At 61.5% G+C, this 25,902-nt stretch carries 18 protein-coding genes, 4 pseudogenes and 1 riboswitch; of the genes and pseudogenes, 15 read left to right on the forward strand and 7 right to left on the reverse strand.

Annotation, left to right across the window (positions count from 1 at the left end; all coding sequences use genetic code 11):
* The first annotated feature begins 14 nt into the window (after window positions 1-14).
* The 9 genes and pseudogenes from hypF to ABVQ20_RS36745 form a co-directional block, all read left to right on the forward strand.
* Window positions 15-2,291, forward strand: coding sequence for a carbamoyltransferase HypF (hypF, locus tag ABVQ20_RS36705; protein WP_354464709.1), 2,277 nt, complete (start codon window positions 15-17; stop codon window positions 2,289-2,291).
* A complete protein-coding gene (locus ABVQ20_RS36710; protein ID WP_258600308.1) occupies window positions 2,282-2,512 on the forward strand; it encodes a HypC/HybG/HupF family hydrogenase formation chaperone in 231 nt (76 codons plus the stop codon). The genes hypF and ABVQ20_RS36710 overlap by 10 nt, the downstream gene beginning before the upstream one ends.
* Window positions 2,509-3,666, forward strand: a complete 1,158-nt coding sequence (hypD, locus tag ABVQ20_RS36715) for a hydrogenase formation protein HypD (RefSeq protein WP_354464710.1) — start codon at window positions 2,509-2,511, stop codon at window positions 3,664-3,666. The genes ABVQ20_RS36710 and hypD overlap by 4 nt, the downstream gene beginning before the upstream one ends.
* Window positions 3,663-4,715 (forward strand): hydrogenase expression/formation protein HypE, encoded by a 1,053-nt coding sequence (gene hypE / locus ABVQ20_RS36720; protein WP_354464711.1) that lies wholly within the window; start codon window positions 3,663-3,665, stop codon window positions 4,713-4,715. The genes hypD and hypE overlap by 4 nt, the downstream gene beginning before the upstream one ends.
* A 9-nt stretch (window positions 4,716-4,724) precedes the next feature.
* Window positions 4,725-5,213 (forward strand): formyl transferase, encoded by a 489-nt coding sequence (locus ABVQ20_RS36725; RefSeq protein ID WP_354464712.1) that lies wholly within the window; start codon window positions 4,725-4,727, stop codon window positions 5,211-5,213.
* A 7-nt stretch (window positions 5,214-5,220) separates the two neighbouring features.
* Window positions 5,221-5,454, forward strand: a complete 234-nt coding sequence (locus ABVQ20_RS36730) for a Clp protease/crotonase-like domain-containing protein (protein WP_354464713.1) — start codon at window positions 5,221-5,223, stop codon at window positions 5,452-5,454.
* A gap of 33 nt (window positions 5,455-5,487) precedes the next feature.
* Window positions 5,488-5,832, forward strand: a complete 345-nt coding sequence (locus tag ABVQ20_RS36735) for a hypothetical protein (protein ID WP_354464714.1) — start codon at window positions 5,488-5,490, stop codon at window positions 5,830-5,832.
* A gap of 738 nt (window positions 5,833-6,570) precedes the next feature.
* Window positions 6,571-6,915: a hypothetical protein gene (locus ABVQ20_RS36740; RefSeq protein ID WP_354464715.1), complete on the forward strand. Its 345-nt coding sequence runs from the start codon at window positions 6,571-6,573 to the stop codon at window positions 6,913-6,915.
* A gap of 216 nt (window positions 6,916-7,131) precedes the next feature.
* Window positions 7,132-7,255 (forward strand): annotated as a pseudogene (locus ABVQ20_RS36745) (ATP-binding protein); the annotation flags it as partial.
* A 128-nt stretch (window positions 7,256-7,383) separates the two neighbouring features.
* Here ABVQ20_RS36745 and ABVQ20_RS36750 read toward each other — a convergent pair.
* Complete coding sequence (locus ABVQ20_RS36750; protein ID WP_354464716.1) at window positions 7,384-8,286, reverse strand: YopT-type cysteine protease domain-containing protein; 903 nt, start codon at window positions 8,284-8,286, stop codon at window positions 7,384-7,386.
* A gap of 297 nt (window positions 8,287-8,583) precedes the next feature.
* On the opposite strand from ABVQ20_RS36750, the pseudogene ABVQ20_RS36755 reads away from it, so the two are divergent.
* Window positions 8,584-8,706, forward strand: a pseudogene (locus tag ABVQ20_RS36755) (integrase); the annotation flags it as partial.
* A 27-nt stretch (window positions 8,707-8,733) separates the two neighbouring features.
* On the opposite strand, the gene ABVQ20_RS36760 reads toward ABVQ20_RS36755, so the two are convergent.
* Entirely contained in the window at window positions 8,734-9,216 is a 483-nt protein-coding gene (locus ABVQ20_RS36760) for an RES family NAD+ phosphorylase (protein ID WP_354464717.1), read from the reverse strand.
* Window positions 9,213-9,644, reverse strand: a complete 432-nt coding sequence (locus tag ABVQ20_RS36765) for an antitoxin Xre-like helix-turn-helix domain-containing protein (RefSeq protein WP_354464718.1) — start codon at window positions 9,642-9,644, stop codon at window positions 9,213-9,215. Before ABVQ20_RS36765 ends, ABVQ20_RS36760 begins: the two co-directional genes overlap by 4 nt.
* A 525-nt stretch (window positions 9,645-10,169) precedes the next feature.
* Between ABVQ20_RS36765 and ABVQ20_RS36770 the strand changes: the two genes are divergently transcribed.
* The gene (locus ABVQ20_RS36770; RefSeq protein WP_354464719.1) at window positions 10,170-11,060 is read left to right on the forward strand and encodes a MurR/RpiR family transcriptional regulator; all 891 of its coding nucleotides are present in this window, start codon (window positions 10,170-10,172) and stop codon (window positions 11,058-11,060) included.
* Between the two features lie 506 nt (window positions 11,061-11,566).
* Here the strand turns inward: ABVQ20_RS36770 and metE are convergent.
* The 4 genes and pseudogenes from metE to glyA form a co-directional block, all read right to left on the reverse strand.
* On the reverse strand, window positions 11,567-13,936 hold the full coding sequence (gene metE, locus ABVQ20_RS36775; RefSeq protein ID WP_354464720.1) for a 5-methyltetrahydropteroyltriglutamate--homocysteine S-methyltransferase: 2,370 nt from the start codon (window positions 13,934-13,936) through the stop codon (window positions 11,567-11,569).
* Window positions 13,937-14,029: 93 nt separating this feature from the next.
* A riboswitch (cobalamin riboswitch) is annotated at window positions 14,030-14,228 on the reverse strand.
* 416 nt (window positions 14,229-14,644) lie between these two features.
* Window positions 14,645-15,631 (reverse strand): annotated as a pseudogene (locus ABVQ20_RS36780) (adenosine kinase); the annotation flags it as partial.
* A gap of 105 nt (window positions 15,632-15,736) precedes the next feature.
* The gene (metK, locus tag ABVQ20_RS36785) at window positions 15,737-16,912 is read right to left on the reverse strand and encodes a methionine adenosyltransferase (RefSeq protein ID WP_354464721.1); all 1,176 of its coding nucleotides are present in this window, start codon (window positions 16,910-16,912) and stop codon (window positions 15,737-15,739) included.
* A 55-nt stretch (window positions 16,913-16,967) separates the two neighbouring features.
* A complete protein-coding gene (gene glyA / locus ABVQ20_RS36790; RefSeq protein ID WP_354464722.1) occupies window positions 16,968-18,305 on the reverse strand; it encodes a serine hydroxymethyltransferase in 1,338 nt (445 codons plus the stop codon).
* A gap of 100 nt (window positions 18,306-18,405) precedes the next feature.
* Here glyA and ABVQ20_RS36795 point away from each other — a divergent pair, with 100 nt between their 5' ends.
* From ABVQ20_RS36795 to ABVQ20_RS36810, 4 genes and pseudogenes are all read left to right on the forward strand, one after another.
* A complete protein-coding gene (locus tag ABVQ20_RS36795) occupies window positions 18,406-18,600 on the forward strand; it encodes a hypothetical protein (protein ID WP_354464723.1) in 195 nt (64 codons plus the stop codon).
* Window positions 18,601-20,730: 2,130 nt separating this feature from the next.
* Window positions 20,731-23,157 carry a T3SS effector XopP-like protein gene (locus ABVQ20_RS36800; RefSeq protein WP_435528495.1) on the forward strand — a complete coding sequence of 809 codons (2,427 nt, stop codon included), beginning with the start codon at window positions 20,731-20,733 and terminating at the stop codon, window positions 23,155-23,157.
* 178 nt (window positions 23,158-23,335) lie between these two features.
* Window positions 23,336-23,966 (forward strand): annotated as a pseudogene (locus ABVQ20_RS36805) (lactate dehydrogenase); the annotation flags it as partial.
* A 1,182-nt stretch (window positions 23,967-25,148) separates the two neighbouring features.
* Window positions 25,149-25,400 (forward strand): hypothetical protein, encoded by a 252-nt coding sequence (locus ABVQ20_RS36810; protein ID WP_354464725.1) that lies wholly within the window; start codon window positions 25,149-25,151, stop codon window positions 25,398-25,400.
* The last annotated feature ends 502 nt before the right edge of the window (window positions 25,401-25,902 follow it).

Below are 25,902 nucleotides of genomic sequence, written 5' to 3' on the forward strand. Positions count from 1 at the left end.
AGGTGGCATGAACCATGGCGAGGGCGCTCGCACGACCGATCGAAAACCCGATCCGGCGGCTCAGGCTCCGGGTGCGCGGCGCCGTGCAGGGCGTCGGGTTCCGGCCCTTCGCCTACAGGATCGCGCGGACTATGCGGCTTTCTGGCTTCGTGCTGAACGACAGTGCCGGCGTGCTGATAGAGATCGAGGGTCCGGATGCGGGCCGCTTTCCCGACGCGATCCGGACCCAGGCGCCGCCGCTCGCCCGCATCGACTCGATCCACGTGCTCGAACTCTCGCCAGCCGGTGGCGAGCGGTTCGAGATCCTCGAGAACCTTGGCGGCAAGAGCGCGACCCGGATCGGCGCGGATGCCGCGACCTGCGCCGAATGCCGCTGTGAGCTGACCGATCCCGCGAGCCGCTTCTTCGGTTATCCCTTCGTCAACTGCACCCATTGCGGCCCGCGCTTCACCATTACTCGCGCGCTGCCCTATGACCGGACGCAGACCTCGATGGCATCGTTTCCGATGTGCCGGGCCTGTGCCTCGGACTATAGCGATCCGGAGAACCGGCGCTTCCATGCCGAGCCGGTCGCCTGCCCCGTTTGTGGCCCGAGTCTCAGCCATTCGATCGCGGAGATTGCGGCGCGGCTCGAAGGCGGCGCCATCGTCGCGCTCAAGGGCATCGGCGGTTTCCACCTGCTCTGCGACGCCCGCAACGATGCAGCGATCGATTCCCTCCGGCTGCGCAAGGCTCGGGACCAGAAGCCGTTTGCCGTCATGGTCGCCGGCATCGAGGCGGCCCGGCAGTTCGCGCGACTGAGCGAAGCCGAAGAAACCTTGCTGGCATCGCCCGCGAGCCCGATCGTGTTGGTCGAGGCACGTGCAGGTGCGCTCTCTAACCTCATCGCGCCCGGCCTCGCGCGGATCGGGCTGATGCTTGCCTATGCTCCACTGCATCATGTGCTGCTCGACGAACTCGCCCGCCATTCGCCGCACCGACCTGCAGCGCTGGTCGCGACCAGCGCCAATCCCGGTGGTGAGCCCCTAGTGGCCGACAACGCCGACGCCGAGCGCCGCCTTGCCGCGATTGCGGATCTGATCGTCACCCATGATCGCGACATCACCGTCCGCGCCGACGACTCCGTCATGCAGGTCATCGATGGCGCCCCCGCGTTCATCCGTCGCGCCCGCGGCTTCGTGCCCGAGCCGGTCGATCTCGGCGAGGATGGACCTGCGGTGATCGCCACCGGCGCCGACCTCAAGAACACTATCTGCATCACACGTGGGCGCGAGGCCTTTCTCTCGCAGCATATAGGCGGCCTCAGCAATGCCGAGGCGATCCGTTTCCAGCGCGAGGTGATCACCCATCTCTGTTCGATCCTGGACGTGACGCCGGAATTCGCGGCCTCGGACCTGCATCCGGATTTCCGTTCGGTGCGGATGGCAGAGAGCCTGGGCCTGCCGGTCGTGGCTGTCCAGCATCATGTCGCCCATGTCGCGGCCGTGGTGGCGGAGCATCGGCTTTCCGGCCCGGTTCTCGGGCTTGCGCTCGATGGCCACGGTTTCGGCGCCGATGGCACAAGTTGGGGGGGCGAAATGCTCATCGCCGATGGGCGTCATTGGCGCCGAGCGGGATCGCTTACATCGCTGCCGCAGCCCGGTGGCGACCGCGCGGCGCGTGAGCCTTGGCGCATGGGGGTGGCAGCCCTGCAGGAGACCGGATGCCTTGATTTCGCGTCGCAGCTCTGGCCAGGTCATCGGGGTGTTGCGCAGCTCACGGCGATGTTCGAACGCGGTATGCGGCCGTCCCGGACAACCAGCCTCGGCAGGCTCTTCGATGCCGCCGCGGCGATAGGAGCCATTCGTCTCGTCCAGAGCTACGAAGGGCAGGCGGCGATGGAGCTCGAGGCCCTGGTCCGGGCGCCGCGCTGTCTTTCCGACGGCTATGCAATCCGGGACGGGGTGCTCGATTTCCGGCCGCTCATCCTGCATCTTGCGCGGGAAGGACTGAGCGGCGCTGACGCGGCCGATCTCTTTCACGGTACGCTGATCGCGGGACTTGCAGAATGGGCCGCGAGGGAAGCGGCACCCCTCGGCATCCCGGAGGTCGCGCTCGGCGGCGGATGCTTGATGAATCGGGTCCTTGCGGCCGGACTTGCGCAAGCGCTTCGGGACCGCGGTCTCAAGCCTTATTTGCCACGTCTCGCGCCGGCCAATGACGGCGGCATCGCGCTCGGCCAGGCCGCCCATGCGCGGCAGGTCATCATGAACGAGAATGCATCAGCGCAGGAGAGCCGGACATGTGCCTAGCGATACCGGTCCAGGTCAAGGAAGTACTGCCCGACAACATGGCGAAGGTCACGCTCGACGGCGTCTCGAAGATCGTTTCGACCGCGCTGATCGACGATGTCCGGCCGGGTGACTATCTCCTCCTTCATGTCGGCTATGCGCTCGCGAAGATCGATCCGGAGGAGGCGGAAAGGACGCTCGCCCTCATCCGCGAAGCTGCTGCCATGGGAGATGCGGCATGAAATATATCGACGAATATCGCGACGGCAGGCTCGCCAAGGACATCGCCCGGCAGATCGCCGCTCTCGCCGATCCGGCGCGTTCCTATCACTTCATGGAGTTCTGCGGCGGCCATACGCATGCTATTTCCCGCTATGGTCTCGAGGACCTGCTGCCGGCCAATGTCCGGATGATCCACGGACCGGGCTGTCCCGTCTGCGTGCTGCCAATCGGCCGGATCGATGCGGCGATCGCGCTCGCCATGCGGCCGGAGATCACGCTCTGCACCTATGGCGACCTGATGCGCGTGCCGGGCTCGAACGGATCGAGCCTCTTGAAGGCCAAGGCGGCTGGCGCCGATATCCGTATGGTCTATTCGACGCTCGATGCGCTCAGGATCGCCGAGGCCGAGCTCGAACGCGAAGCGGTGTTCTTTGCCATCGGCTTCGAGACCACGACGCCACCGACCGCGCTCGCGCTCAAGGCGGCGATCGCCAAGGGGCTCGGCAATTTCTCGATCTTCTGCAATCACGTGCTGACGCCGGCGGCGATCCAGAACATCCTGGAAAGCCCTGACGTTCGCAAGCTCGGCACGATCAAGATCGACGGTTTCGTCGGCCCTGCCCATGTCTCGACCGTCATCGGCACCGAACCTTACGAATTCTTCGCCGGGGAATTCCAGAAGCCGGTGGTGGTGGCGGGCTTCGAGCCGCTCGACGTCATCCAAGCGATCCTGATGCTGGTGCGCCAGGTCAATGACGGCAGGCACGAGGTCGAGAACCAGTATATCCGCGCTGTGACCGCGCTCGGCAACGAAAAGGCCCAGGCCGAGGTGGCGAATTTCTTCGAGCTGCGCGAGAGCTTCGAATGGCGCGGTCTCGGCGAAGTGCCTTATGGCGCGCTGCGGCTCCGGCCGCAATATGTGGCCTACGACGCCGAGACGCGCTTTTCGATGGTGACGCCCGCCGCGAAGGACAACCCGGCCTGCGAATGCGGCGCGATCCTGCGCGGCGTCAAGAAGCCGGCCGACTGCAAGCTGTTCGGCACGGTCTGCACGCCCGATACACCGATGGGCTCCTGCATGGTGTCGTCGGAGGGCGCCTGCGCCGCACACTGGACCTATGGCCGCTTCCGCGAGAAGGCGCGGCAGGTGGATGTGGGGAGGGCGGTCGCATGAACATGATGATCAAGGCCTACAGGCGCAAGCTCGATGTCGCCAACGGCCGTGTCGACCTCTCGCACGGGGCCGGCGGGCGCGCCATGGGCCAGTTGATCGAGGGCATTTTCCACAAGGCTTTCGACAATGACTGGCTGAGGGCCGGCAACGACCAGTCCGCCTTTTCGGTGCCTGGCGGGCGGATGGTCATGACCACGGACGGTTACGTCGTTTCGCCGCTTTTCTTCCCCGGCGGCAATATCGGCTCCCTCGCCGTGCACGGCACGATCAACGACATCGCCATGGCGGGCGCGGTGCCGCTCTATCTGTCGGCGAGCTTCATCATCGAGGAAGGTTTTCCGTTCGCCGATCTCGAGCGCATCGCCCAGAGCATGGGGGCCGCCTCGCGCGGGGCCGGCGTGCCGATCATCACCGGCGACACCAAGGTCGTCGAGCGTGGCAAGGCCGACGGCGTCTTCATCTCGACCGCCGGCGTCGGCATTGTTCCGGACGGGCTCGATCTCCGGTCGGACGCCGCCCGGCCCGGCGATGCGGTGATCATTTCCGGCTCGATCGGAGACCATGGCGTCGCCGTGATGTCGAAACGCGAGAACCTGGAATTCGACACCGACATCGTCTCCGACAGCGCGGCCCTGCACGGGCTCGTAGCAGACATGGTCGCGGCTGGCGGGGCGCATATCCGGCTAATGCGCGATCCGACGCGCGGCGGCATCGCCGCGACGCTGAACGAGATCGCCAGCCAGTCGCGGATCGGCTTCCGCATCGACGAAGACAAGATCCCGCTCAAACCGGAAGTGGCTGCAGCCTGCGAGTTCCTCGGCCTCGATCCGCTCAATGTCGCCAATGAAGGGAAACTGGTAGCAGTCGTGGTGGCGGAGGGCGCCGACGCCGTGCTCGCGGCGATGCGCGCCCATCCGCTTGGCAGTGAGGCGGCGCTGGTCGGCCACGTTGTGGCCGACGACAACTGCCTTGTCCAGATGACGACCTCGTTTGGCAGCGGGCGGATTGTCGACTGGCTGTCGGGCGAACAACTGCCCCGGATCTGCTAAGAGAGGGTGATGTGCATCCAGCTTCCCTGCCATAATTTCAACTCGCTCTCCCAGCGCCTGCATGTCGACCTGAGACGGGCTGGTCACGAAGTGACGGTCGAGCTCGACATCCATGACGACTTCACTCGCGAGGCGGTCGCTCTCTTTTCACCGGACCTCGTGATCGCGCCCTTCCTCAAGCGGCCGATCCCGGCCGATGTCTGGCGCGGAACGCTCTGGCTGATCGTCCATCCGGGCATGGATGCGGGGCCTGTCTGGGCTTGGGCGGAATTTCCGATGCGCCCCGCTCGGAAGTCGAGCCTCTACCGACATGAAGTGACCCAGGCTGCCGTAGCCTGCGTCTTCGAAGCGATCGAGCCGCCGGCAGTTTCAGCGAGCGGGAATCCGGTCGCCGGAGATGGCCGATCCACAGCGCCCCCTCACGGAAGGCCATGGCGAGCGTGCCGCGAACGGCCGATGAGCGCGCCGGCAGGCCCCGGAACTCCCCTGGCGCAATAAAAACGCGATGAACGACTTGGTGCGCGAGATCATCGAGACCGATGACCGACTGGTTATTGCCGCGGTGCTCGGCAATGCCGGGGCTGGCGGCGTCTTCCTGTCGCTTGCCGCCGACGAAATCTGGATGCGCGAGGGCGTCATCCTCAATCGCACTATAAGGACATGGGCAATCTCTACGGCTCGGAATACTGGACCGATCTGCTGCCGGCTCGGGTTGGCGAGGACCGAGCCCGCCGCGTGACCCAGGCAAGGCTGCCGATGGGGGGTCGACGAGGTGCTTGAACTGGGGCTCGCCACCCGGCGCCTGCCGGGAAATGTAGAATCCGCCGATTGGGAACTGCTCCGCGCTGCCGCCGAACTCGCGGCCTCTCCCGATCTTGCCCGGCGGATTGCTGCCAAACGGGCGCGCCGCGCTGGCGACGAGGCCGAGAAACCGCTTGCCGCCTATAGGGAAGAAGAACTGCGGCGGATGCGGCGCAATTTCTATGGCTTCGACCCGAGCTATCACGTGGCGCGCTACAAGTTCATCCGCAAGACGCCCAAGTCCCGTACGCCCGTCACGCTCGCTGTCCACCGCGCGAACGCCGACCATTCGGACCGTAGGAGCACTATGCGATGACGAACCCGCTCGCAACCGTTCTCGTGGTCGGCGACGAGGTGCGCTCAATCAAGGCTATCCAGCGGGTTCTGTCCAATGAATTCCAGGTCATCGGCGCGCAACGGCCTCGGAGGCTTTCTCCGCGAGGTCTGTGATGAGTTGCGTCCCATGCCTGGCGCGGACAAGCGCGTCCGAACCCTTCAACCAGTCCTTTTCGACCGTAAGACGCTCGAACTCCGAAGGCTGTAGACCGCATCGTGCGAGAACATCTCGGTCAGTTCGAGGTCGTCCAACCGCCGAAAAAACGCCGTTAGGGCGCCGTTCAAATAATAAAGGGACAAAACGTCAGTTATCTGGACGATCGCCAGGTGATCACTTCCACCCAAGTTTAGAACCGATCCACTCCCATCCATGCCCCTGGTATGGTCCGCCGCATGTTCAGGGCCATACGATTACGACAACGCTGACCTTCCGCCCGCGGACCCCGGCGACGTCCCTCGTATCGCGTATCTTCCAGGGAACTGAACATGGTCTCCGACAACTTGCCCGCCGTCATTCCGCAGCCTCGCAAAGCCGCCCGATCTGGAGGGTGGAAATATTGGGGCAACCAGCACTTCCTGCTTTCTCCCGCTGCCGGACGTTCACGCTTAGCCACCTCCGCTCGCTGGTGGCAGTTGCCACCTTGCGGAAATGTCGCGCTCTACAACAAGCCCCCTCGACATCTCGGCGACGATGCCCGGTCAAAGAGCGGGATAACTTATGCCACTTCGGAATGGCCGGACTGGTGACCTCTCTCCAACCAAGTCCAAGCGGCGGCGTGAAGACCAAGAGCTGTCGTTTCTTTTTTCGGGGTTTGCGCGAAAAATCTTTAGCCCAGACCTGATTATTGTGATCCGCCTGTCGTATTTCCAGTGGGTGTTGCACGGTACAATGACAGCGCTTCGCCGTGTGCGGCAGGAGGCCACGGCAAGACGGCGCAGACCGTCACGCTTCAAAAGAGACTATTCTTCAAAGGGGATCGTCATCATCAATCCGGCGGTCGGGAGGCTCGACCGGGCTGTAGGAGGCGATGGCAATGATGCGGTCAGGAGATGGATGGCGTGATCCACGCCAGGTACCTGCGCGGATCACCTCCGCAAAATGGCGGTCCGGTCCCGGAATCGAGCCGCCGTCGCGAGATTTTCGCAGCCGTGGAGGCTTCGTTGTCTGTTGTCCACAGGCCGAAGCGCGCAGCAGATGAGAGCCGGCGGCGGGTGCGCCATGCGCCCCAGACTTGCAAGCCTCGGCAAGGGCTTCAATTATTCAGTGAAACATGTCGAACTGGTTCTCGATGACCGGGGACCGGAAAAGCTCAATGACGACCAACGTCGCGATCTCCTGGAGATCATTGAGGACCGCTGCGAACGACGCTCAACCATCGTCATAAGTCAGATGCCCGCGGATCGCCGAGTTGCGCGCGCTCTCTTGCCAATTTGTTCCCGTTTATATTCCCAGGCGCCGAAGCGCCCGGAATCTTGTCGTTTCCGACGACCCGTCAGTGCCGATACCAGCCGTCGTAAAGTTCGTCCCGACTCAGTACATTCTTTGTAGGGTGACTGTCGACAAATGCTGCTCGTTGGGGTTCCTGTAACGGTTAATGAGGCTCTGGAATAATGAAGCCATATCCTGTGATCGAACAGTAAATTCTCCAAAGTTAGGGTCGAAGAGCGTGGTCATTCCATTCGACGCCGACGTCGCAGCTGTGTGTGCGCCACCTTCGGCGAAATACAAGCTGAGCAAACGGGTCGATCCGTCTTCGGTGATTTTGTCCAGCATACGCGAGAAGCTTGAAGGCTCGCCGACTTTGTATCGCTTCTCTTCTCCGGATGGTGCCAAGCCTGCTTGCTGCAACATGGTGTTTTGTGCCTGAAGCTCGGCCTGAGTAGCTCTTGCTCCCTGGCTTCGTAACAGATCCTTGAGGGCCTGATACTCGTGCTGCCGCTCAGCCGCTGTGGCGTGCCCTTGCGATCCGGGCATTAGCGCATTCATTCGGGCTGACGCGCTGTTGCCGTTGTTGAGATTGAGCAGCCACCCCGCAGTCAGCCCAACACAGATGCCGTCTGTATTCGCCTGAAGCAATTCAGCCGTCCGGTAATTGAACAGGGAGGTGCTCGGCCTAGCTGAAGAGGATGTACTGGCACTGGAGGAGTTTGAACTGTGAAGATTTGCATCCGAGGTATGTGGTTTGCTGGCACAGAGCCCCATTTTGTCGGGCAACTCCCCAGGGGGGAGCTTCCTCCGTGGCGCGAGATTCTGCTTGGATTCAGTTGATGACGGCGTGTGGCCTTCTATCCTGCGAGGATTTACGGCAGCGGCTTGCGGAGCCTCGTTTAGGAGCTGCTCAAAGTCCGCTTGCCCCGCTTGCTCCTGTAGCATCATGAAGGAGTGCGTCGCGAAATTTGGATCGGATGGATTGAGATTGTGAAGTGGGCCCATGTTAACCTCCGAATACGGGTAGGCTGGCTAGCCTTGGCGTTCCTATGCTGTGCGGCTTTGCTTACGAGAAACTGACGGGTGCTCTTAAGGATTCACAATGAGCATTGGGAGCCGCAGTGTTGTCCCGGAGATGCCGCCGTTGGGGCTCCGTTGCAAGTGGCGGAAAGCCTGCCCAAGCAAGAACCCGGTGGAGCAGGCGAGCACGATCATCGGCCCGCGAGTTGTTGAACAAGTCTGAGAACGAACGGTCGAGCGTGCTCAATGCCCCTGGTCCACGAACGATGGTTGGTAGGCACTAGTTCGGCCGAGGTCGATGTGCGCTATGTGCAAAAGCAGCTCGGCCACGCCTCAGCCGAGATGATGCGGAAATATCAGCGCCGACGTGACCGGTGTCGCATCAATCTCACCAAGGCCCGGGGTTGTAGGCGACAGAAAGCCGCTTCTCCTTTACGCACCAAACAGCCGCCGGTCCCAGTAGACGGGCTGGTGCAGACTTGTCTGGATCCTTGAAAACTCCGGATGCGCCGGATTGATCAGCGCATTGCAATCGAGACGCGCCACGACACTCGGCACCAGCAGGATGACGCTGCGCCGTTCTAAACACCAGGTTTCGCCAAATCCCTTGCTCACCGTCGCCGGCATCGTGTCCCAGCCGGGCAGTGACGGCTGGGAAAAGACCTCGTAGCTCAGCCCGCGCGGGATTGTGATTTCGATGTAGTGCTGGTTGGGCGGCAGTCGGCCGCTGCCATGCACCAGTTTTTCCAACAGGGCCGTCGAATAGTGCTCGCTCGTGTAGATTATAGGACTTCCGGGCGTGTTCCATCGCCCTGGCGCGATTGTCGAGCCGGTCGCATCGAAGATCGGGTAGGTGCCGGCCGGATCACCGATACGAAAGGACGATAGCGTGCGATCGAGGGTCTGCGCCGTCACGCAGCACTGCCGTACTTCAGACCTCCGAGGATATCGACCACCATTTCGGCGCCGAACTCGCTCAGGATAACGACGTCGATCGGTCGCTTGTCCTCAATCATCGGGTGCGGCCGAAACAAGAAATCGCGCGCTTCCTCTTCGTTCTGCCAGACATCGACAGCAAGACCCCAGACGCGCGCCACGCGGGCCAATCGTGTGCCCTCGTCCGACGAGAGACGATGTACCGTCTTGCGCCGCTCGTAGGTCGCCTTGGGGATCAGCCGGTATTTGAACTGAGCATCGCCAGGCGCCAGAAGATGCGCAACGCGCTCAAGTGCCCCGATGGGAAGTCCATTCTCGATCCGGGAGATCAGCCCGAAAGGCGACCGTGAGGCCACCTCTTTAACGGGCAGCCCTAACACGTCGGCGATATTTCCGAACGCTAGCATATTATCCTCCATTCCATGTGAGGCACGATATAGCCTCACATGGTGCGCCGTGCAAGCCCAGCATCAGCGCGAACCGATCCATCAACGCGTTATTCTGTCATCGTTGCTGCCAATGGGCGACTGCAACGGCCATGTAACATCTGGGTTGACAGCGACTATTTGTGACAAGGTGGGCTCCGACCTAAACCTTGAGGTGACGCCAAATGTGATGGATCCGCAATGGTACGCGCTGGAGCAGATGCAGGGGTTTACCGGCCGAAGACGAAAGGACCTGACATCAACCACCTTTGCCCGTCGCGAAGGTCTTGCATGTGGCTAAGCGCAAGTCAGGTTAATGTCAGGAAGGACGGCTATGTGCAACTGCCGACCATTGCCGCAATGAATGACCATTTCGCGCTTGCTCATGTGACGAGACCTGCGAAGGCAGCACGATCGAAAATTGAAGTCCATTTGGACTTCATGAGTCCAATTCGGCTCCGACTGTTGCATTGCCGACTTTTCAAGGAGAAGTCGGCAATTAGGTGAATGGGGTATTTCAGAATGGAAAAAGGTCCTTTGGCCGAGTTGTTGGTCGAACGGTTTGAGAATATGCCGCCGCAGCTGCGGATCGCCGCGCGTTTCGTGCTGGATCATCCCAAGGATGTCGCACTGATGTCGATGCGCGAGCAGGCGAACCAGGCCGGCGTTTCGCACAGCACGATGATGCGGCTGGCGCGATGGCTTGGCCTTGAAGGCTACGAGGATATGCGCAGCCTTTATGCGCGCGCGCTGCGTGAGACGATCGCCGGGGAGCCGGCGCGACAGGGTATCGAACAGCGTGGCGATCCGAGATATTCGACTGCCGGAGTCGTTGCCGACACACTCGCGGCCCAGATTTCAAGTCTTGGTGAATATGGCAATGCCATGCAGTTCACTGCCGCCGCCGACCTGCTTGCAAAATCGCGCAATCTTTTCGGTCTCGGCTCACGCGCCGCTTATCCGGTCGCGAATCACTTCGTTCATATCATGTCGTTTCTGGCTGGCGGTGACCGCAAGGTGACGCTGGTCGGCGAGATGGGAGGACAAGGTCTGGACGCGCTGCGGGATGCTGGACGGGGTGACGTGCTTCTGGCTGTAGGCATGTCGCCTTATGAACGCACGACCATCGACATGGCGCGCCAGTCAGCTCGGCAGGGTGTCAGGGTGGTGGCAATCACTGACAGCAGCGTGTCGCCGCTGGTCCGGATCGCGCAGGAAACGATCATTGTTCCGGTAAATTCGCAGTCGTTTTTCCGAAGCATGGCGCCGGCGTTCGCTGCCGTCGAGATTCTGGCGGCAGTGGCGGCTGCGCACTCTGAAACGAATGCCGCAGAGCGGGTAAAACAGTTGGAAGAGCAGCTTGCTTTTTATGGCATTTATTGGGAGCCCCCTCGATAACATCTGGAAGCTTCCGATCGGGCGGGCGTGAGGGCAGCCAGGCTGCCGGCGATGGCGATTTCCGAAGGTCGTTCAGATGGTGCGCCCGATAACGCCTACCAAGCCCCGTCCAGCCGCAGAAGGTCAATGCCAAGGCGAACGCCGCGCAAAAGACGTGGTTGGAGGCGCAGGCAGGGCTCGCCAACGTCGGCTCAGCATCCGATAGCGGCCGTCAGCCGAAGCATCTGTCTCAATGGTCGCACGGTCAGCTTTCCCTTTGCCGGCATCACGCCCTCCTCGTTCACCACATCTGAGCGGCGCGCACCGATAGCCTGCAGAAGATTGCAGCCTCGACATCGAGCCTAGACCTCTGCCGGAGAACTTGATCGAATTGATTGCTACCCCTGACCAGCAACGCGAACCTGCCGAAGGGAAATTGTAGCTTTCGTTGAATGATTCATTTCCAAGAAGTAATCGTTTTGGCAAATTCACGGCCGACATGCGGCAGCTGGTAAATCACCACATGGTTAGGAATCAGGAAATCCTCCGGCCTGCACTTTCTTCCGCAGCGCGCATACTGCCGCGACCATGTTCATGAGGGCAGGGCGGACCTCCTCCCATTTGCGTGTTTTGAGGCCACAGTCCGGATTTACCCACAGTTGGCCGTCGGACAGTCGCTCGCGGGCAAGCATGACGAGATCCGAAATCTCGCCAACTTCCGGGACACGTGGTGAGTGAATGTCGTAGACTCCGGGACCGATTTCGTTCGGATATTTGGAGCTCTTGAAGGCGTCTAGCAGTTCCATTTTCGAGCGCGACGTCTCAATCGAAATTACATCCGCATCCATTTCAGCGATCGCGTCGATGATCTCGTTGAACTCCGAATAGCACATGTGAGTATGGATTTGGGTCGCGTCCTCTACACCCGTTGAAGCGAGCCGGAAGCATTCGACAGCCCAATCGAGGTAGACTTTCCAGTCGGACTTGCGCAGTGGCAGGCCTTCGCGAAACGCGGCCTCGTCGATCTGGATCATCCTTGCGCCGGCTCTTTCGAGGTCCGCCACTTCATCGCGGATGGCGAGCGCGATCTGGCGGCAGGCCTCGGCGCGGGATACGTCGTCGCGAACAAAAGACCAGTTAAGAATGGTCGCCGGGCCTGTGAGCATTCCCTTCACCGGTTTTTCCGTCAGCGACTGGGCAAATTGCCACCAGCGCACCGTCATCGGATTGGGCCGCGATACGTCGCCGAAAATGATGGGAGGGCGCACGTAGCGGGAGCCATAGCTCTGCACCCAGCCATGCTGGGTGAAGGCGAGGCCGGACAGTTGCTCGCCGAAATGCTGCACCATGTCGTTTCGTTCGAACTCGCCGTGCACCAGCACGTCCAGCCCGATCTCCTCCTGCCAGCGAATAGCAGCCTCGGTCTCCTTCTTCAGGAAGGTCTCGTAGTCGACATAGCTCAGTTCGCCCTTCGCATGAGCGGAGCGCGCCTTGCGCACCTCCGGCGTCTGCGGAAAGGACCCGATGGTCGTCGTAGGGAACGGCGGCAGGCCGAGCGTGCCAGCTTGGACTTTGGAACGCTCGGCAAATGCGCTCTTTCGTTGCTTCATGCCGCCGTCAATGCTGGCGATCCGCCCCTCGACGAGCGGATCATGGACCTTTGTGGACATTGCGCGCGCGGCGGCAGCCTCGGCAGAAGCTTTCAATGCGCCTACTGCGGCCTGCCTGCCTTCGGACAAGGCTTGGGCCAGCACGACCAGCTCTTCGGTCTTCTGGGCCGCGAATGCCAGCCACGAACTGACGTCCACATCGAGCGCGGTCTCCATCCCCAGGTCGATCGGCACATGAAGCATCGAGCAGGACGGCGCGATCTCGACGCGGTCTAGGGGCCAGCCGGCGACGATCGGCTTGATGCGGTCGAGAATCGCAGGCAGGTTCGCGCGCCAGACGTTGCGGCCGTCGATCAAGCCAAGCGAGAGCACCAGATCCTTCGGTGCGAGCCGACCAACCGTCTCCAACTGCTCGGGAGCGCGCACGAGATCGAGATGCAGGCCCGCCAAGGGTAGGGAAATCGCGGTCTCGAGATTATCTTCCAGCGGCCCGAAATAGGTAGCCAGCATGATCTTCAACTCGGGCGCGGCTTTCGACAGCTGGCCGTAGGTGAATTCGAATGCAGCTCGTTCGTTCGGGTTAAGATCGAGCACAAGCGCCGGCTCATCAATCTGCACCCAGTCGGCTCCCGAAAGCTTCAGCCTCCGCAGGAGTTCCTCGTAGACAGGCAACAGCCGCGGCAGAAGCGCTATCGGATTGAAACCTTCGGCAGGTGACTTCGCCAGCTTGAGGAAGGTGACCGGTCCAAGGATGACCGGGCGTGTGTGAATGCCGAGGGCTTTAGCCTCGAGGAAGTGATCGACCGGTTTCATAGACAAGAGGGCGAAGGTCTGATCGTCGGTCAGCTCCGGCACGATGTAGTGATAGTTGGTGTCGAACCATTTGGTCATTTCCATCGCGGTCGAGCGGTGCCCCTGAGCCACATGCTCGTGGCCGGCATGTCCACAACCTGCGGTCTCACCCTGCTTGCCGCGCGCCATCGCGAAGTAGATGTCGAGTGGGACCTCGCCGCCCTTCCATGCGTAACGGGACGGCACGGCGCCGACCATGGCTGCAGTGTCGAGCACATGGTCGTAGAGTGAGAAGTCGTTCGACGGAATTTTCGATACGCCGCAATCGTGCTGCTCCCTCCAGTTAGCGGCACGGAGCGCCTTCGCCGTCGCCAGAAGGTCGGCAGCGGAAGATTTTCCGGACCAGTAGCTTTCAAGCGCGAATTTCAGTTCTCGCCGGCGACCCATACGCGGCATGCCGAGCGTTGCAACAGGAATTTGCTGAGAGATAGTCATGCCATACCCCGATGGTTGGGGCGTGGGGCAAGGAAGGCGCTAGCAGGCCGGCATGAACGCCGGGCTGCCGCGGCCACCGAGACACCCCGCCCGTGGACGTTGTTCGCCGTGGCAGGTCTCCTGGCTCGCGGGTCACAGCCTCTGCCCGTCTTCCCGAGGCTGTTCGCCTCAGTGACATTGCTGGGTTGGCTCGCCGCTAACAGTTGCGGGGGCAGCGCCGGCATCGCACCGGCTTCCCTCTTAGCTCCGTTGCGGCAGCGCCGTACGGAGAACCACGACCCGCCGACAATCACAGCAGTCCGCGCTCTTGTCAATCCAGCATAACGAAATGTTTATGTGTTTATGTGATTGCGCCGTGCACTTATCGGCGTGTTGCCAAAGTCGCTTTGATCGTTGTCGTGAGCTGTTGGCGCTGCAGCCACTCTCCAGTCCGCGCAAGCTGTGCGCTGAGCGGCCGGCAAATCTGCGAATCACATGATTCGCTCTTTGAACGACTTGCGGCAAATGTCAGCGTCGTGATGATCAAGATCGCCTGGAACTGTTACCGGCATTTGCGTCAACGTTCCTGAGCCTCGACAACCAGAAACTCAGACGGAAAGCCGCCAGCTTTCACGGATGGGCATGCGACATTTCGATTTACCCGCGCTTGCCTGGACCGCCTGCACAACGGGGAGATGGGCAGCTCGTCGCGGAAATGCCCACCTGATGTAGCCCCGCCTGTTCCGCCTCGCGGCGCAGATTCTGCCTTGGCCTTGGGCCGATCTGCTGGATCACCAGACCGGCGGCCAGTGAGCCGAGGTCGCCGCAGGTCTTGAGGTCGCGGCCTTGCGTGTAGCCGTGCAGGAAACCGGCGGCATAGAGGTCGCCGGCGCCGGTCGTGTCGACCAGTTCCTTGATCGCGGTCGCCTGGATGACCACGGTCTCGTCGCCGCGCACGATGACCGAGCCTTTTTCCGAGCGGGTCACGGCGGCGATCCGGCAATCCTTGCGGATCTGTGCCAGCGCCTCGTCGAATGACGATGTCTGGTAGAGCGACTTGATCTCGTGGCTGTTGGCAAAGACGATGTCGACGGTGCCCGAGCGCATCAGGTCGAGGAACTCGTCGCGGTAGCGGTCGACGCAGAACGAATCCGACAGCGTCATCGACACTTCGCGGCCCGCCGCGTGCGCCAGCTTGGCCGTCTGCCGGATGGCCTCCTTGGCGCGCGGCGGGTCCCACAGATAGCCCTCGAAATAGGTGATCTTGGCACCGGAAGCCTTGTCGGCCTCGACATCCTCCGGCCCGAGCTCGACGCAGGCGCCGAGATAGGTGTTCATCGAACGCTCGCCGTCGGGAGTGACGAAGATCATCGAGCGCGCCGTCGGCGGCTCGCCCTTGAGCGGCTTGGTGTCGAAGGCGACGCCCTGCGCATGGATGTCGTGGGCGTAGATTTCGCCGAGCGCATCGTTCGAGACCTTGCCGAAGAAAGCGGCTCGGCCGCCGAAGCTGGCGACGCCGGCCGCCGTGTTGCCGGCGCTGCCGCCGGACGCTTCGATCGCCGGGCCCATGCGGCTGTAGAGCAGTTCGGCGCGGTGGGTGTCGATGAGGTTCATCGCGCCCTTGATGATGCCGTTGGTCTTGAGGAATTCCTCGTCGCACTGGGCGATGATGTCGACAATGGCATTGCCGATGCAAAGCACGTCATAATCCGGCATCAATGTCTCCGCCAAGAACCCGCCGGCTTTCTGCCGCGCCGGCCGGGCGCGGGTTTGACGAGTTGGAATGGGTTGCCGCATGTCGCTGGACCCAATATCGGCGCCTCACGCAGCTGCCGGTCCTGCCTCACGCAGCAAGTCGTCAGCTCTGTCCGTCCTTTCCCAGGTGAACTCCGGCTCTTCACGGCCGAAGTGTCCGTATGTCGCGGTCTTGCGGTATATTGGGCGCAAGAGATCAAGCATCTTGATGATGCCTTTCGGTCGGAGATCGAACAGCTCAAGAATGAGGCGCTCGATCGTCTTTTCCTCGATCCTCGCGGTCCCGAAAGTGTTGACGAGGATAGACACCGGGGCAGCCACGCCGATCGCGTAGGCAAGCTGAACCTCGCAGACCTCCGCAAGGCCGCTGGCAACGACATTCTTTGCGACGTACCGCGCGGCATAGGCGGCCGAGCGGTCAACCTTGGATGGGTCCTTGCCCGAAAAGGCGCCGCCGCCGTGACGACCCATCCCACCGTAGGTATCGACGATGATTTTGCGGCCGGTAAGCCCGCAGTCGCCGCGCGGCCCACCGACCACGAACCGGCCGGTTGGATTGACCAGGAACCTGATCCCCGTCGTGTCCAAGTTGGGAGGCAAGACCGGCTTTATGATCTCCTCGATGACGCCTTCGCGGACCGTTTCTTGTGAGACCTCCTCCGCATGTTGCGTCGACAGGACTATGGTATCAAGCGCCACCGGGCGCAAACCTTCATAGCGGACGGACACTTGAGATTTCACATCCGGGCGCAGCCAGCCAAGCCGTCCCGTTTTCCGCACCTGTGCCTGTCTTTTTGTCAAATCGTGAGCGAGTTGGATTGGCAAAGGCATCAATGTCTTGGTCTCGTTGCATGCGTAGCCGAACATGAGGCCCTGATCCCCCGCCCCCTGCTCGAGATCCTGCCCTCGTCCCTCGTCAACGCCCTGGCTAATGTCGGGCGACTGCTCGGAGAGAGCCAGAACGACGGCGCAACGCCGACCATCAAAGCCGATGGCATCGTCATCGTATCCAATATCGAGAATCGTCTCGCGGGCAACTTGGCTGTAATCGACCTGCGCATCGCTGGTGATCTCGCCAGCCAGAACGACCATCCCTGTCTTCACCAACGCTTCGCACGCGACGCGCGCCTTCGGATCGGTGCGGAGGATCGCATCGAGAATCGCATCCGAGATGTTGTCGGCCATCTTATCCGGGTGTCCGGCACCGACGGATTCGGAAGAGAACACGAACTGCTTAGTCATGGAATGTCCTCGCTTCAGATGTTGGAGTTAGGTCGCGACATTTGATTTGCCCGCCTTACCTGTCGGTGATGCCGGGGACCTGGAACGCAAGGCAGAAGTCGGCAACGTCTCTCCGCACGCAGGCATGGACATCCGGATCATTGGGCTGGCGGCAGACCAGGTCGATGAAAGCGGCAATCTGCGCCATTTCCGCTTCGCACATCCCCACGGACGTCACCGCTGGTGTCCCTAAGCGGATGCCGCTTGTGAGCGCCGGATGCCGCGGGTCGCCCGGCACCATATTAAAGTTCGTAATGATGCCTGCTTCCGATAAGCGCTCGGCATAGGCCTTGCCTGACAGCGGCCGGTTCCGAAGATCAAGGATCAGCAGGTGATTGTCAGTCCCCCCGGTGACCAGGTCATACCCCCGCTCCAGAAGCGCCTGGGCCAGCGCCTTGGCATTCTTGACGATCTGCTGACCGTAGACATGGAAGGACGGGTTCGCGGCTTCCTGCAAGGCGACAGCTAGCGCGGCGATGATATTCATATGCGGTCCGCCCTGCAGGAGAGGGAACACCGCACGGTCTATACGTTTGGCGAGATTGTGTTTGCTTTTCGGATGATAGAGCGCCTGATAGCGGTCTTCATTCCTTGACAAAATAAAGCCACCGCGGGGACCGCGGATTGACTTGTGAGACGTGCTGCTGACGACGTCGCAATGGCCGACGGGGTTCGGGTGCGCTCCTGCGACAATCAGGCCACTGATGTGTGCGATGTCGGCCACCAGATAGGAGTTCACCTCCGAAGCGACTTCGGCCATTGCCGCATAGTCAAAAACACGCGGATAAGCAGTTCCGCCGACCCAAATGAGTTTCGGCCGTTCCCGCTTGGCCGTCTCGCGGAAGCGCTGATAGTCAATCTGCTGCGTCTCTTTGTGCAGCCCATAGGGGACGCGTTTGTAATCAGTGCCTGAGAAGTTGACGGCCCATCCATGTGTCAGATGACCCCCACCGGGGAGGGGCAAGCCCATCACTTTGTCTCCCGGGCTCAAAAGCGCGCGATAGACAGCCTGATTGGCCGGCGAGCCGGAATAAGGCTGGACGTTGGCGTGTTCGCTGCCAAATAGTGTTTTCAAGCGGTCAATGGCGAGGTTCTCAAGCTCATCGACGATCTCGTTTCCCGCGTAGTAGCGCGCACCGGGGTATCCCTCGGCGTACTTGTTCGTGAAAATCGAGCCGGTCGCTTCCAGCACCGCCGAAGAGGCGAAGTTCTCGGAAGCAATCAGCTTGAGCGTCGTCCGCTCCTGCCGCTCCTGTCTTAGAAGCAGTTCGTGAACGCGGCAATCGACCGCGGCCAAGGTTGACCGTCCGTGAGTGTCGGGCTGCGCGGTCGCGCCATCTGCGAAGTTGTCCATGACAGTTTCGTTCCCATTGGATTGATCTATTTCACGTTCAAGCAGGCGGGCCCTTCGACCGCGCGTCGTGTATTACTTTGAGGCGTTGCAGGTCTCGTTTATGAAAGCCATCGTCGTGGGGCAGGAGATCGATCAACAATTGAACCAGCCCACCGTCCTTGCTCCCCGCTTTGAGATGGTACGAGGGCCGTGGTTCGTTGCAGCAAAGAAAGTCGGCTCTGGCGAGCAGCCGGACGTGTCGCACAACCTGCTCGCGACGCCGCCCCAGAATCTCCGCCAGCTCGCAGACCGTTAGGTCCGCATGCGCGCAAAGGCCCAGGATTCGAAGACGATCAAGATGCGCTGCCGTCCGCAAGCGACTGACCAGTGTCATCATTGGTGAGCATCAAGCCATATGGAAACATTGGGCATCCGTCTTACTGACCTTGTCATTTGATGCTCTCCGTACGCTGCAGCTTTCAAGGAAATTATGTTTGATACAAGTCACGATTCTGGTCTGTCGCGAGGTATCGAAAATCTTTATTGAGTGTTATTGTCCTAAACCAAAATGAATACTCTTATTTACATCGCCTTTAAAACGTGACGCATGCTGTTTGGCGGCCGGAAAGTGCACGCCACTACGATTTTGATCCACTGACTTCAGACGCTGCGAGAAGCGTACCATTCCCGGCGGCTTGGAGTTGCTAAGAGTCTATGAATTTCTTTGAAGGATCTGTTGCAACGCCTGCGCGCATTGGCGAGGTGCTGATCAGGCGGCGAGCAGAGGTAAGACAGGTACCGGACAAATGATCCAGGTCGCACCCATCACCGCCATTAGCGATCGCCGTCTCAGCATTCAGGAGTGTTGGCAAACCTTTTGATACGCCATCTGGTCGCGGCCGCCACCCAGAGAGGCAGCTTCTGTGCGGCCGCCACCCAGAGAGGCAGCTTCTGTCAAGGCCGGGTGGCGACTGGCACGATCGTGTGCGCGGGGCTGTTCTAGAAGGTCTCGACTGAGACGACGCGACAGGAGGGTCTGGGCTTCCTGTTTGTCCGTGCCATGGCGTTTGGCGGCCTTGGAACAGCCAAGTTTGTCGTTTCACATTCGCTGCTCGGGCATCGACGATGCGCGACCGGCAAGATGGTCGATGGCATAGTGGGCGTCATTCATTGGTCGAGTTCGCGCCTGTCGAAACGCACCGGCTGGTCGCGGCGCGCGTCGCACCTCGATCGGTCGGATCGACAGAGCGGATGCTTCCCCACGTCCTGCCATGGTCAGCTCCTCGATCCTTTTGAAATCTGCGCGGCTATTGTTCGCGGTTTCGCGTCTAAATTGCAAACGTCTGCCAAGCAATCCGGCCCCGTTTGTCCGAAACTTCCAGTCACGTTTTGGAAGTGCGTGTTGGAAATGGTGATTCTATGACACATTCTCGCCACAGTTTAGCCGCGCCATTGCCTCAATGTCTGACGAGATAGACGGCGTTGCCTGAGACGGTTCGGTCCGGCACCGGCTCGTACCCCCAAGCCCCCCCGCCCTCGGGTCAGTGCCGGATCGAACCACCCTGAAAAAATCAGCTGCGACGATCCCAAAAGATAAACGGCCGGCGTCAGGAGCAAGCTGACTCCGGTTTTTTATTGGCTGATGCATTTGCCGAAAAGTGCGCAGGGGAGGCCGGCTAGCAGGTCGGACGAACTGCTGACGCTTGTGCTCAGCCCGTGTCGCTCGTGACCAGAGGTGCAAGCCCCGCTTGTCTGCCGGGCAGGGAGGCCGGCCGCAGATGCAGCCGATTGCGCCGATCAACGCGGATATCATTGGCCCTTAGACTCGTCAGCTTCTCGAAGGGATCGCGGAAAAGGGAAGCTGTGAGCCTGGCCCTCGCCCCATATCCCCGTCTGGGCTCCCTTCGCGACCGACGTTGGATAACGGAACAGCGCCACCACAAGCCCACTCGGCCTGACCTGGAGCTTTCGCGAGCCGGCCGCAGCCTGATCGCCAACGCTTAACCCAGGTCGGACCTTCTTTTTGTGCATCCGGGAGAAGCCATCGTCAGCTAATCGTCAGCCAGGCGATCTATCCAGACCTGCCGTGCCTAAACAGCCTGAACTCAATGCGAAACATAGGAATGCGAACGTCATGTATGGTCGAACTAGTGGCTCAGGCTCGTCCGATTTACACTCACCGCATTGGCGAGGCTAACCAAACGAATCAGTCGGTAGCCGTGGGGCAAACGGACGCGGGAAGCCAAAGATTTTGCGGACCTGGTTGCCCGGATGCACTTAGCCGGAGGGTCGAGTGGCAGCCTATCTTCGGCGTAAGGGCGAGCAACAGTGCCGGTGAAGGCAGCGTGCAAACAACCCCACTCTGTCTCTGCAAGACACTACGGCTGAGCGACATCAGCCCGCAGCACCATAAGCAGCGCATTCTCGCCTATATCGGAGATGGAATATGACGGGCATTGGCCGACCTGGGAGATCGCGCATTGGGGATGCCGGATCGAGCAGTTCACGCTCGCAATCAAGTGGGGTCCCTGGGGAAGGCAGCCAATCGTTCGACGCCGTCGTGGAACGGATGCGCTCGGTGGCTCTAGAGAGAACGACGTCCTCCGTTCCCATTGCGCGCGGTGCCGATGATGCCCTTGGCGACAGGTCTTCCGGTGCCTCCGTTGGCGCGCATCCAATCCTCGGCGCTCCGCTACGTGCAGCCGCTACGCCACGTCCAGTCACTGCGCGGCGGCGCGGTTTTCCCTCACTTTCGGAGGGTGGAGACACGGCGCCGGTCCCGAGCCAGCCGCCAATTTCGGGTGCGGCAGTTCCCGTTTCCTCGACAGACGAAGAAATCAACACAGCAAAGCGACGAATGAACGGCCTGCTTGAGGAATTTGACGCTCGCCGTCATGCGGCCATGCAACCCCTAGACGCAACGGAGGCGCAAGAGGTGATCGATCGGCTCATCAATGCAGCCTCAACAGTTCTGGACTACCACGCGAGCCTGCCCCGGCCTGTGGCGCGTAGCATTCTGTCCGATGATCGGGCGCGTCAACTTCGCGACGAGGCGCTCTCTGCGGCGCACCAATGCAACCGACTGGCCACCGCAACTATCTACGACTTGGAAAAGGACAGGATGCGTGCGGCGGCCGTGCTCCCCGGGATGCTCCGGTCCAACACTCCCCGCGACCAGCTGAGCCGAGTGGTTTCCAGTGTGGCGAAGCACCATGTGGCCTGCATGGAGTGGTGGGAAAAGAAGGCACGGCGCTCGGAATGGGCGCGGGCCGCCTGCGCCGCAACTGTCAACTTACCAAGTACAACGGCAGAGATGCGGCAGGACGGAGAGGCCGCACTGCGGCTGCATACCGGCTGGGCACTGTATACGAAGTGCATGCAGCTGCAATCGCGTGTCGCTCTAGCGCAGGTCGAGATTGAGCCGCTGGCGAGCACGTTCGGAGCAGCCGTGAGCGAAGGCCTCATGGGTGAGAACGGTCGGGTGCGTCTGCTGGGAACCTTCATCGGCGACGTTTTTCCGGCATTCCTCTCGACGTATGACGCTGTTCTGCGCAGCGAAGGGCGCCCGCTCGACGCGGAGCACTGCGCCGTTCTGGAAGGAGTCATGGAGCGGCTTTCGGAATTTGGATTGGCGTTGCACGACATTCTTGCCAAGCTGAGCGTCGACCGAACAGGTGCCGGCCTCCCATTGGGACTGTTGGGCCAAATCGTGGACGACGCGTGGATCACTGCACACGACGTCATGCACTTCCTAGCACTGCAGCCGAAGACGCCGGCCATCATTGCACCGCCGGCCGACGCTGGCGCTGCGATACCGGCCGAAACTGCCGGCAAGGCTGCAGTGGCCGGAGGCACTGCAGCGCACAGGAAGGGGAAAGGCAAGAGCAAGCCGGCCGCTGGCGCCGGGAGTTCGGCCGCCGGGCGGCGGGAGCCGCAAGTCGCTCGGGGCGCCGGCGACACTGCGCCAGCAGCCACGGTTCTCGTGCGCTCGGAACTAGGCACGAAGAAGCTCGTGAGCGCGAAGGAGGCGCACGCGAGTGCCTCGGCGGCGGCGGCACACTTGGCGATCTGGCAGACCCCGGCGTCGACGGAGGCGCTGACGCGAGGACTTGAGCGGTTGGACGAACTTTTGCAGTTCGATCTGGCTGGTCAGCAAAGGGCCGTCTCGCAAGCGCGCCAGATGAAACCCGAGGACGCCGAACACGCCGTGGACACCGTGGTCGAGCGCCTGCAGACGCAGGCCGTCGAGATGCAGGCCTGTCTGGGCGCGTTGGAGGAGCCTCGTCGGCGCGTCCTACTCACGCCTGCGCAAGTGCCCGAAGTGCACGACAAAACAGTCCGGCTCAAGGAGAAGTTGTCCCAGGCGCAGGGACTGGCCAAGGTTTTGAACGAGGGAAAGGCCGCTACTACGATCGAGTGCATGAAGACCTACCCGTTTCCGTCGCAGAAGTACCTTGAACTCTTGCGGGAGGCCAAGGAGTTGACGCCTGCGGATTTACGCGCGTTGAAGGGCGAGCCAGGAACGCTGTTCGAGATCAGGCTGCAACCCAAGGGGCTGCGCAATGGTGCAATGCCGGGTCCGATGTGGGTGCACATCCATACGAACCGGCCGGTACATGCGGGGCAGTTGGCGACGCTGGATGACGCCGGCTTCGCCGCTTGCCACGTCAAATCCAATGAACAGCGCGGCCACAATCGGCAGTGGCAGGACGCCCGGGCCGCGATCGGTCACGAGAACGTCGTGATCCACCGCGGCAAGCTCACCCCTGCGTTCTGTAAGTCCTTGTTAACCGCAGGGCTTAGCGGCCAGACACGCCATCCGCTTGCCGAGGCGGAGCACCGGTCGACGCAGGCTGCTCGACACGGGATGTAGTCGGGGGCTCGCAGTAGAGTGCCGCTTGTGGTGATACCATGAGTCAGTTGAGCCTCTTTGGTCTTGAGCCAAACAGCGAATGCCGCGAGCTGCACGAGTTGCCGGCCACGCAACTCAAGTACCGCAAAGAGGCCGAGCGGTGCTGTCGCGTCATCTGAGGTTGGACCTGACAGCGCCCCTCGCCGCCATCCGGCTCGCCGCCGAGATCGAGCGGAAGATCGTCCGGCGACCGGAGCAGGCGCAATCGATCCGGTTCACCGGCTTCGGCGCATCGGAACTCGCCAATGGCATGTTGCCCGGCGAAGACGGATTTCGGGAGGGCGGACGAGCTCGAGGAGGCGCCCCGAATACGCTCGCTCGCTCGCCGCAGCCGGTATGCGCGCTTCACGCCGCAGCTCATCGTCCAGGCGATCCGGGCTGGATTGCTGCAGCCCGGCGGGCGCGGGGGCAGGGTGCTGGAAGCGGGCATAGGGACGAGAATGTTTCCGGCGCTGATGCCAAAGGGACTGCGTAAGGTTTCCCACGTCACCGGGATCGAGCTCGATCCGGTGACCGCACGCGTCGCGCGCGCCAGTATCCTCACCGGCGACTTCGCCCGCACCGGGCTGCCGGCGAATTTCGATCTCGCCATTGCTCCGCCTTTCTCCGATCGCGTATCGCTCAATGGGTTTGCGTCTTCACGACAACCGCATCGTGCGCTCGATTGATCTCTTGAAGCCGGGCGGGCTCGCGGCTTCGTGACGTGTTCCGGCACCATGGACAAGATCGACAGCCGAGCGCACGAGCATATCGCGAGGTCGGTCTCAGTGTCGACCATCAAGCGCCGCCGTCTTTCTCGCCTGGAATTGTGCGCAGCCGGGCGCCCGCTGAACAAAAAAAGCACGTATCACCAGTCCTGGCCGACATCCCAACAAGCACGCCTCTCGCCCGACGGAAGGAGGCGATCCCGCCCGAAGATCTGGCCGCCGTCCTGGAGGCGCTCGACCGGGGGACTTAGCGTGGCCGCCGCGACCCTGCTCATTGGCTTTTCCGGCGGCTTGCGCCGTTCCGAGATCGTCTGCCTCGGCCGACGCCCCGATCAGTTAGAGGATGGCCGCGGCTGGATCGATTTCTTCTCCGCAAAGGGCTGCTGGTGACCTTGTGCGGAAGAACCGGCTGGCGAGAAGGTCGAGATCGGCCTTGGGTCTTCCGACACTCCCGCCCGGTCGCGGCGCTCGAAGCTTGGCGAAGCTTGGCCGCATCGCTCTTGAACCGCTGCTCCGGCGCCCTCCGGCCAGGGCAAGGCCGTGGGGGCGGATCGGCCTAATGTTCTACTTCTTGTCCTCCGTGCGGTCCCGGACGCGCAGGCGGTGATGATCGAGCCGGACCACCTGCGGGCGCAAGGACTTCCAGATCTGGCGGCGCGCTCAAGCGCAAAAAAGCTTTCAATCGGCGGCGCAGGCGCGCCGCGTGTTGGCGCCGCTCGCCACCTCGACATAGTCGAGGGCGCGTCGGCGGCAGGCGAGGGGACCCCACGATCGCGCCACAATCGGAAGCGCTGGTGCTCTTGTGCATCGCTATTTTCAGCCGATCACGCGTGGCGAACTGCCGCCTCTTCTGCAAAGAGGTATCGCATGTCCGATCGGCGCCGTGTGACCGCGGAATTTGTCGCCTCGGGTTCCGCGCTCGCGGCAGCGCGGTGCGCCCGACGACGATTCTCACCATCGAATTTCAGAGGCCCCCTTATTGTGCCCTATCGCGCCCAATGTTGGCGAGCGAACGATCCCTGCCAATCGCTTCACGCGGGCCTCTCCGAGAAGTTCCGAAGCAAGCTAGCTCGTAGCTCAGTCCTAAGTGTTTGAAAGTCGATCGAGCTCGCCGGCGTCGATCTTTTCATCATCAGTCGCTGACGAGTGACTTAACGCATTACCGACGACGGAAAGTGATGATGGGTTACCTTGAACGGGTGTAACTTATGATTTACATTCACGCTTCTCAGAGAGCACTGCGAGATGCGCAATGGTGGCTATCACCCGAGACAGATCAAAGGCACGTGGGCGGATGGATATGCGCTCGACATCCATACGACCGGAAGTGTCTATCTCGGCGTGAATGAATATGGGCACGACGTCTACGACACCACACGCTCGGAAGTCGGCGAGTTACTCTACCGCTTGAAATATCGGACCGACCTTAAGGCCGCTGAGGAACTGATCGCGGTGGCAGCGGCCCACATCGCGCCACCGTCGCGAATCTCGATGTGATGGTTCCAGTTCCGCCCTCTGGGGTTAGAGCTGTCCAACCCGTTATCACGTTGGCCAACGGAATCGGGGCCACCCTCAACATCCCGGTTGCGAACTGCATCGTGACCACGCGTCCGCCAACACAATTGAAGGGCGTGGTGGATCCACAGCGCCGTCGCGAACTGCTTGAAGGGCTCTACGTGCTGAACGGCGATCCAGTTCGCGGTCGTCGCGTTCTCCTGTTTGATGATCTATTTCGGTCCGGATCGACAATGAACGCCATAACAAACGTGTTGATGGGGCAGGGAGGTGCGGCGAGCGTCCACGCGCTTACAATCACACGCACTAGGAGCAATCAATGAACACGGTTTTTGTAGGAGGCTCGCGCCACGTCTCGCGGCTACCAAGCCAGGTCAAGGAGCGGCTCGACAATGTGAGGAAAAGCGGATTGCGCGTTGTCGTCGGCGACGCCAACGGTGCGGACAAAGCCGTTCAGAAGTATCTCGTAGAGACGTCTTATCCC

This window comes from Mesorhizobium shangrilense, from assembly GCF_040537815.1.
In the GTDB taxonomy this organism is placed as follows: domain Bacteria; phylum Pseudomonadota; class Alphaproteobacteria; order Rhizobiales; family Rhizobiaceae; genus Mesorhizobium; species Mesorhizobium shangrilense.

What these genes read in the sequence shown, in the direction of transcription:
- metK (WP_354464721.1), bottom strand. Translation starts at nt 16,912, where the DNA reads ATGACTAAGCAGTTCGTGTTCTCTTCCGAATCCGTCGGTGCCGGACAC.
- ABVQ20_RS36800 (WP_435528495.1), top strand. Translation starts at nt 20,731, where the DNA reads ATGACGGGCATTGGCCGACCTGGGAGATCGCGCATTGGGGATGCCGGA.
- ABVQ20_RS36725 (WP_354464712.1), top strand. Translation starts at nt 4,725, where the DNA reads ATGTGCATCCAGCTTCCCTGCCATAATTTCAACTCGCTCTCCCAGCGC.
- glyA (WP_354464722.1), bottom strand. Translation starts at nt 18,305, where the DNA reads ATGGACAACTTCGCAGATGGCGCGACCGCGCAGCCCGACACTCACGGA.
- ABVQ20_RS36730 (WP_354464713.1), top strand. Translation starts at nt 5,221, where the DNA reads ATGAACGACTTGGTGCGCGAGATCATCGAGACCGATGACCGACTGGTT.
- hypD (WP_354464710.1), top strand. Translation starts at nt 2,509, where the DNA reads ATGAAATATATCGACGAATATCGCGACGGCAGGCTCGCCAAGGACATC.
- ABVQ20_RS36770 (WP_354464719.1), top strand. Translation starts at nt 10,170, where the DNA reads ATGGGGTATTTCAGAATGGAAAAAGGTCCTTTGGCCGAGTTGTTGGTC.
- ABVQ20_RS36795 (WP_354464723.1), top strand. Translation starts at nt 18,406, where the DNA reads ATGAAAGCCATCGTCGTGGGGCAGGAGATCGATCAACAATTGAACCAG.
- ABVQ20_RS36710 (WP_258600308.1), top strand. Translation starts at nt 2,282, where the DNA reads ATGTGCCTAGCGATACCGGTCCAGGTCAAGGAAGTACTGCCCGACAAC.
- ABVQ20_RS36750 (WP_354464716.1), bottom strand. Translation starts at nt 8,286, where the DNA reads ATGGGCCCACTTCACAATCTCAATCCATCCGATCCAAATTTCGCGACG.
- hypF (WP_354464709.1), top strand. Translation starts at nt 15, where the DNA reads ATGGCGAGGGCGCTCGCACGACCGATCGAAAACCCGATCCGGCGGCTC.
- ABVQ20_RS36810 (WP_354464725.1), top strand. Translation starts at nt 25,149, where the DNA reads ATGCGCAATGGTGGCTATCACCCGAGACAGATCAAAGGCACGTGGGCG.
- ABVQ20_RS36740 (WP_354464715.1), top strand. Translation starts at nt 6,571, where the DNA reads ATGCCACTTCGGAATGGCCGGACTGGTGACCTCTCTCCAACCAAGTCC.
- hypE (WP_354464711.1), top strand. Translation starts at nt 3,663, where the DNA reads ATGAACATGATGATCAAGGCCTACAGGCGCAAGCTCGATGTCGCCAAC.
- ABVQ20_RS36765 (WP_354464718.1), bottom strand. Translation starts at nt 9,644, where the DNA reads ATGCTAGCGTTCGGAAATATCGCCGACGTGTTAGGGCTGCCCGTTAAA.
- metE (WP_354464720.1), bottom strand. Translation starts at nt 13,936, where the DNA reads ATGACTATCTCTCAGCAAATTCCTGTTGCAACGCTCGGCATGCCGCGT.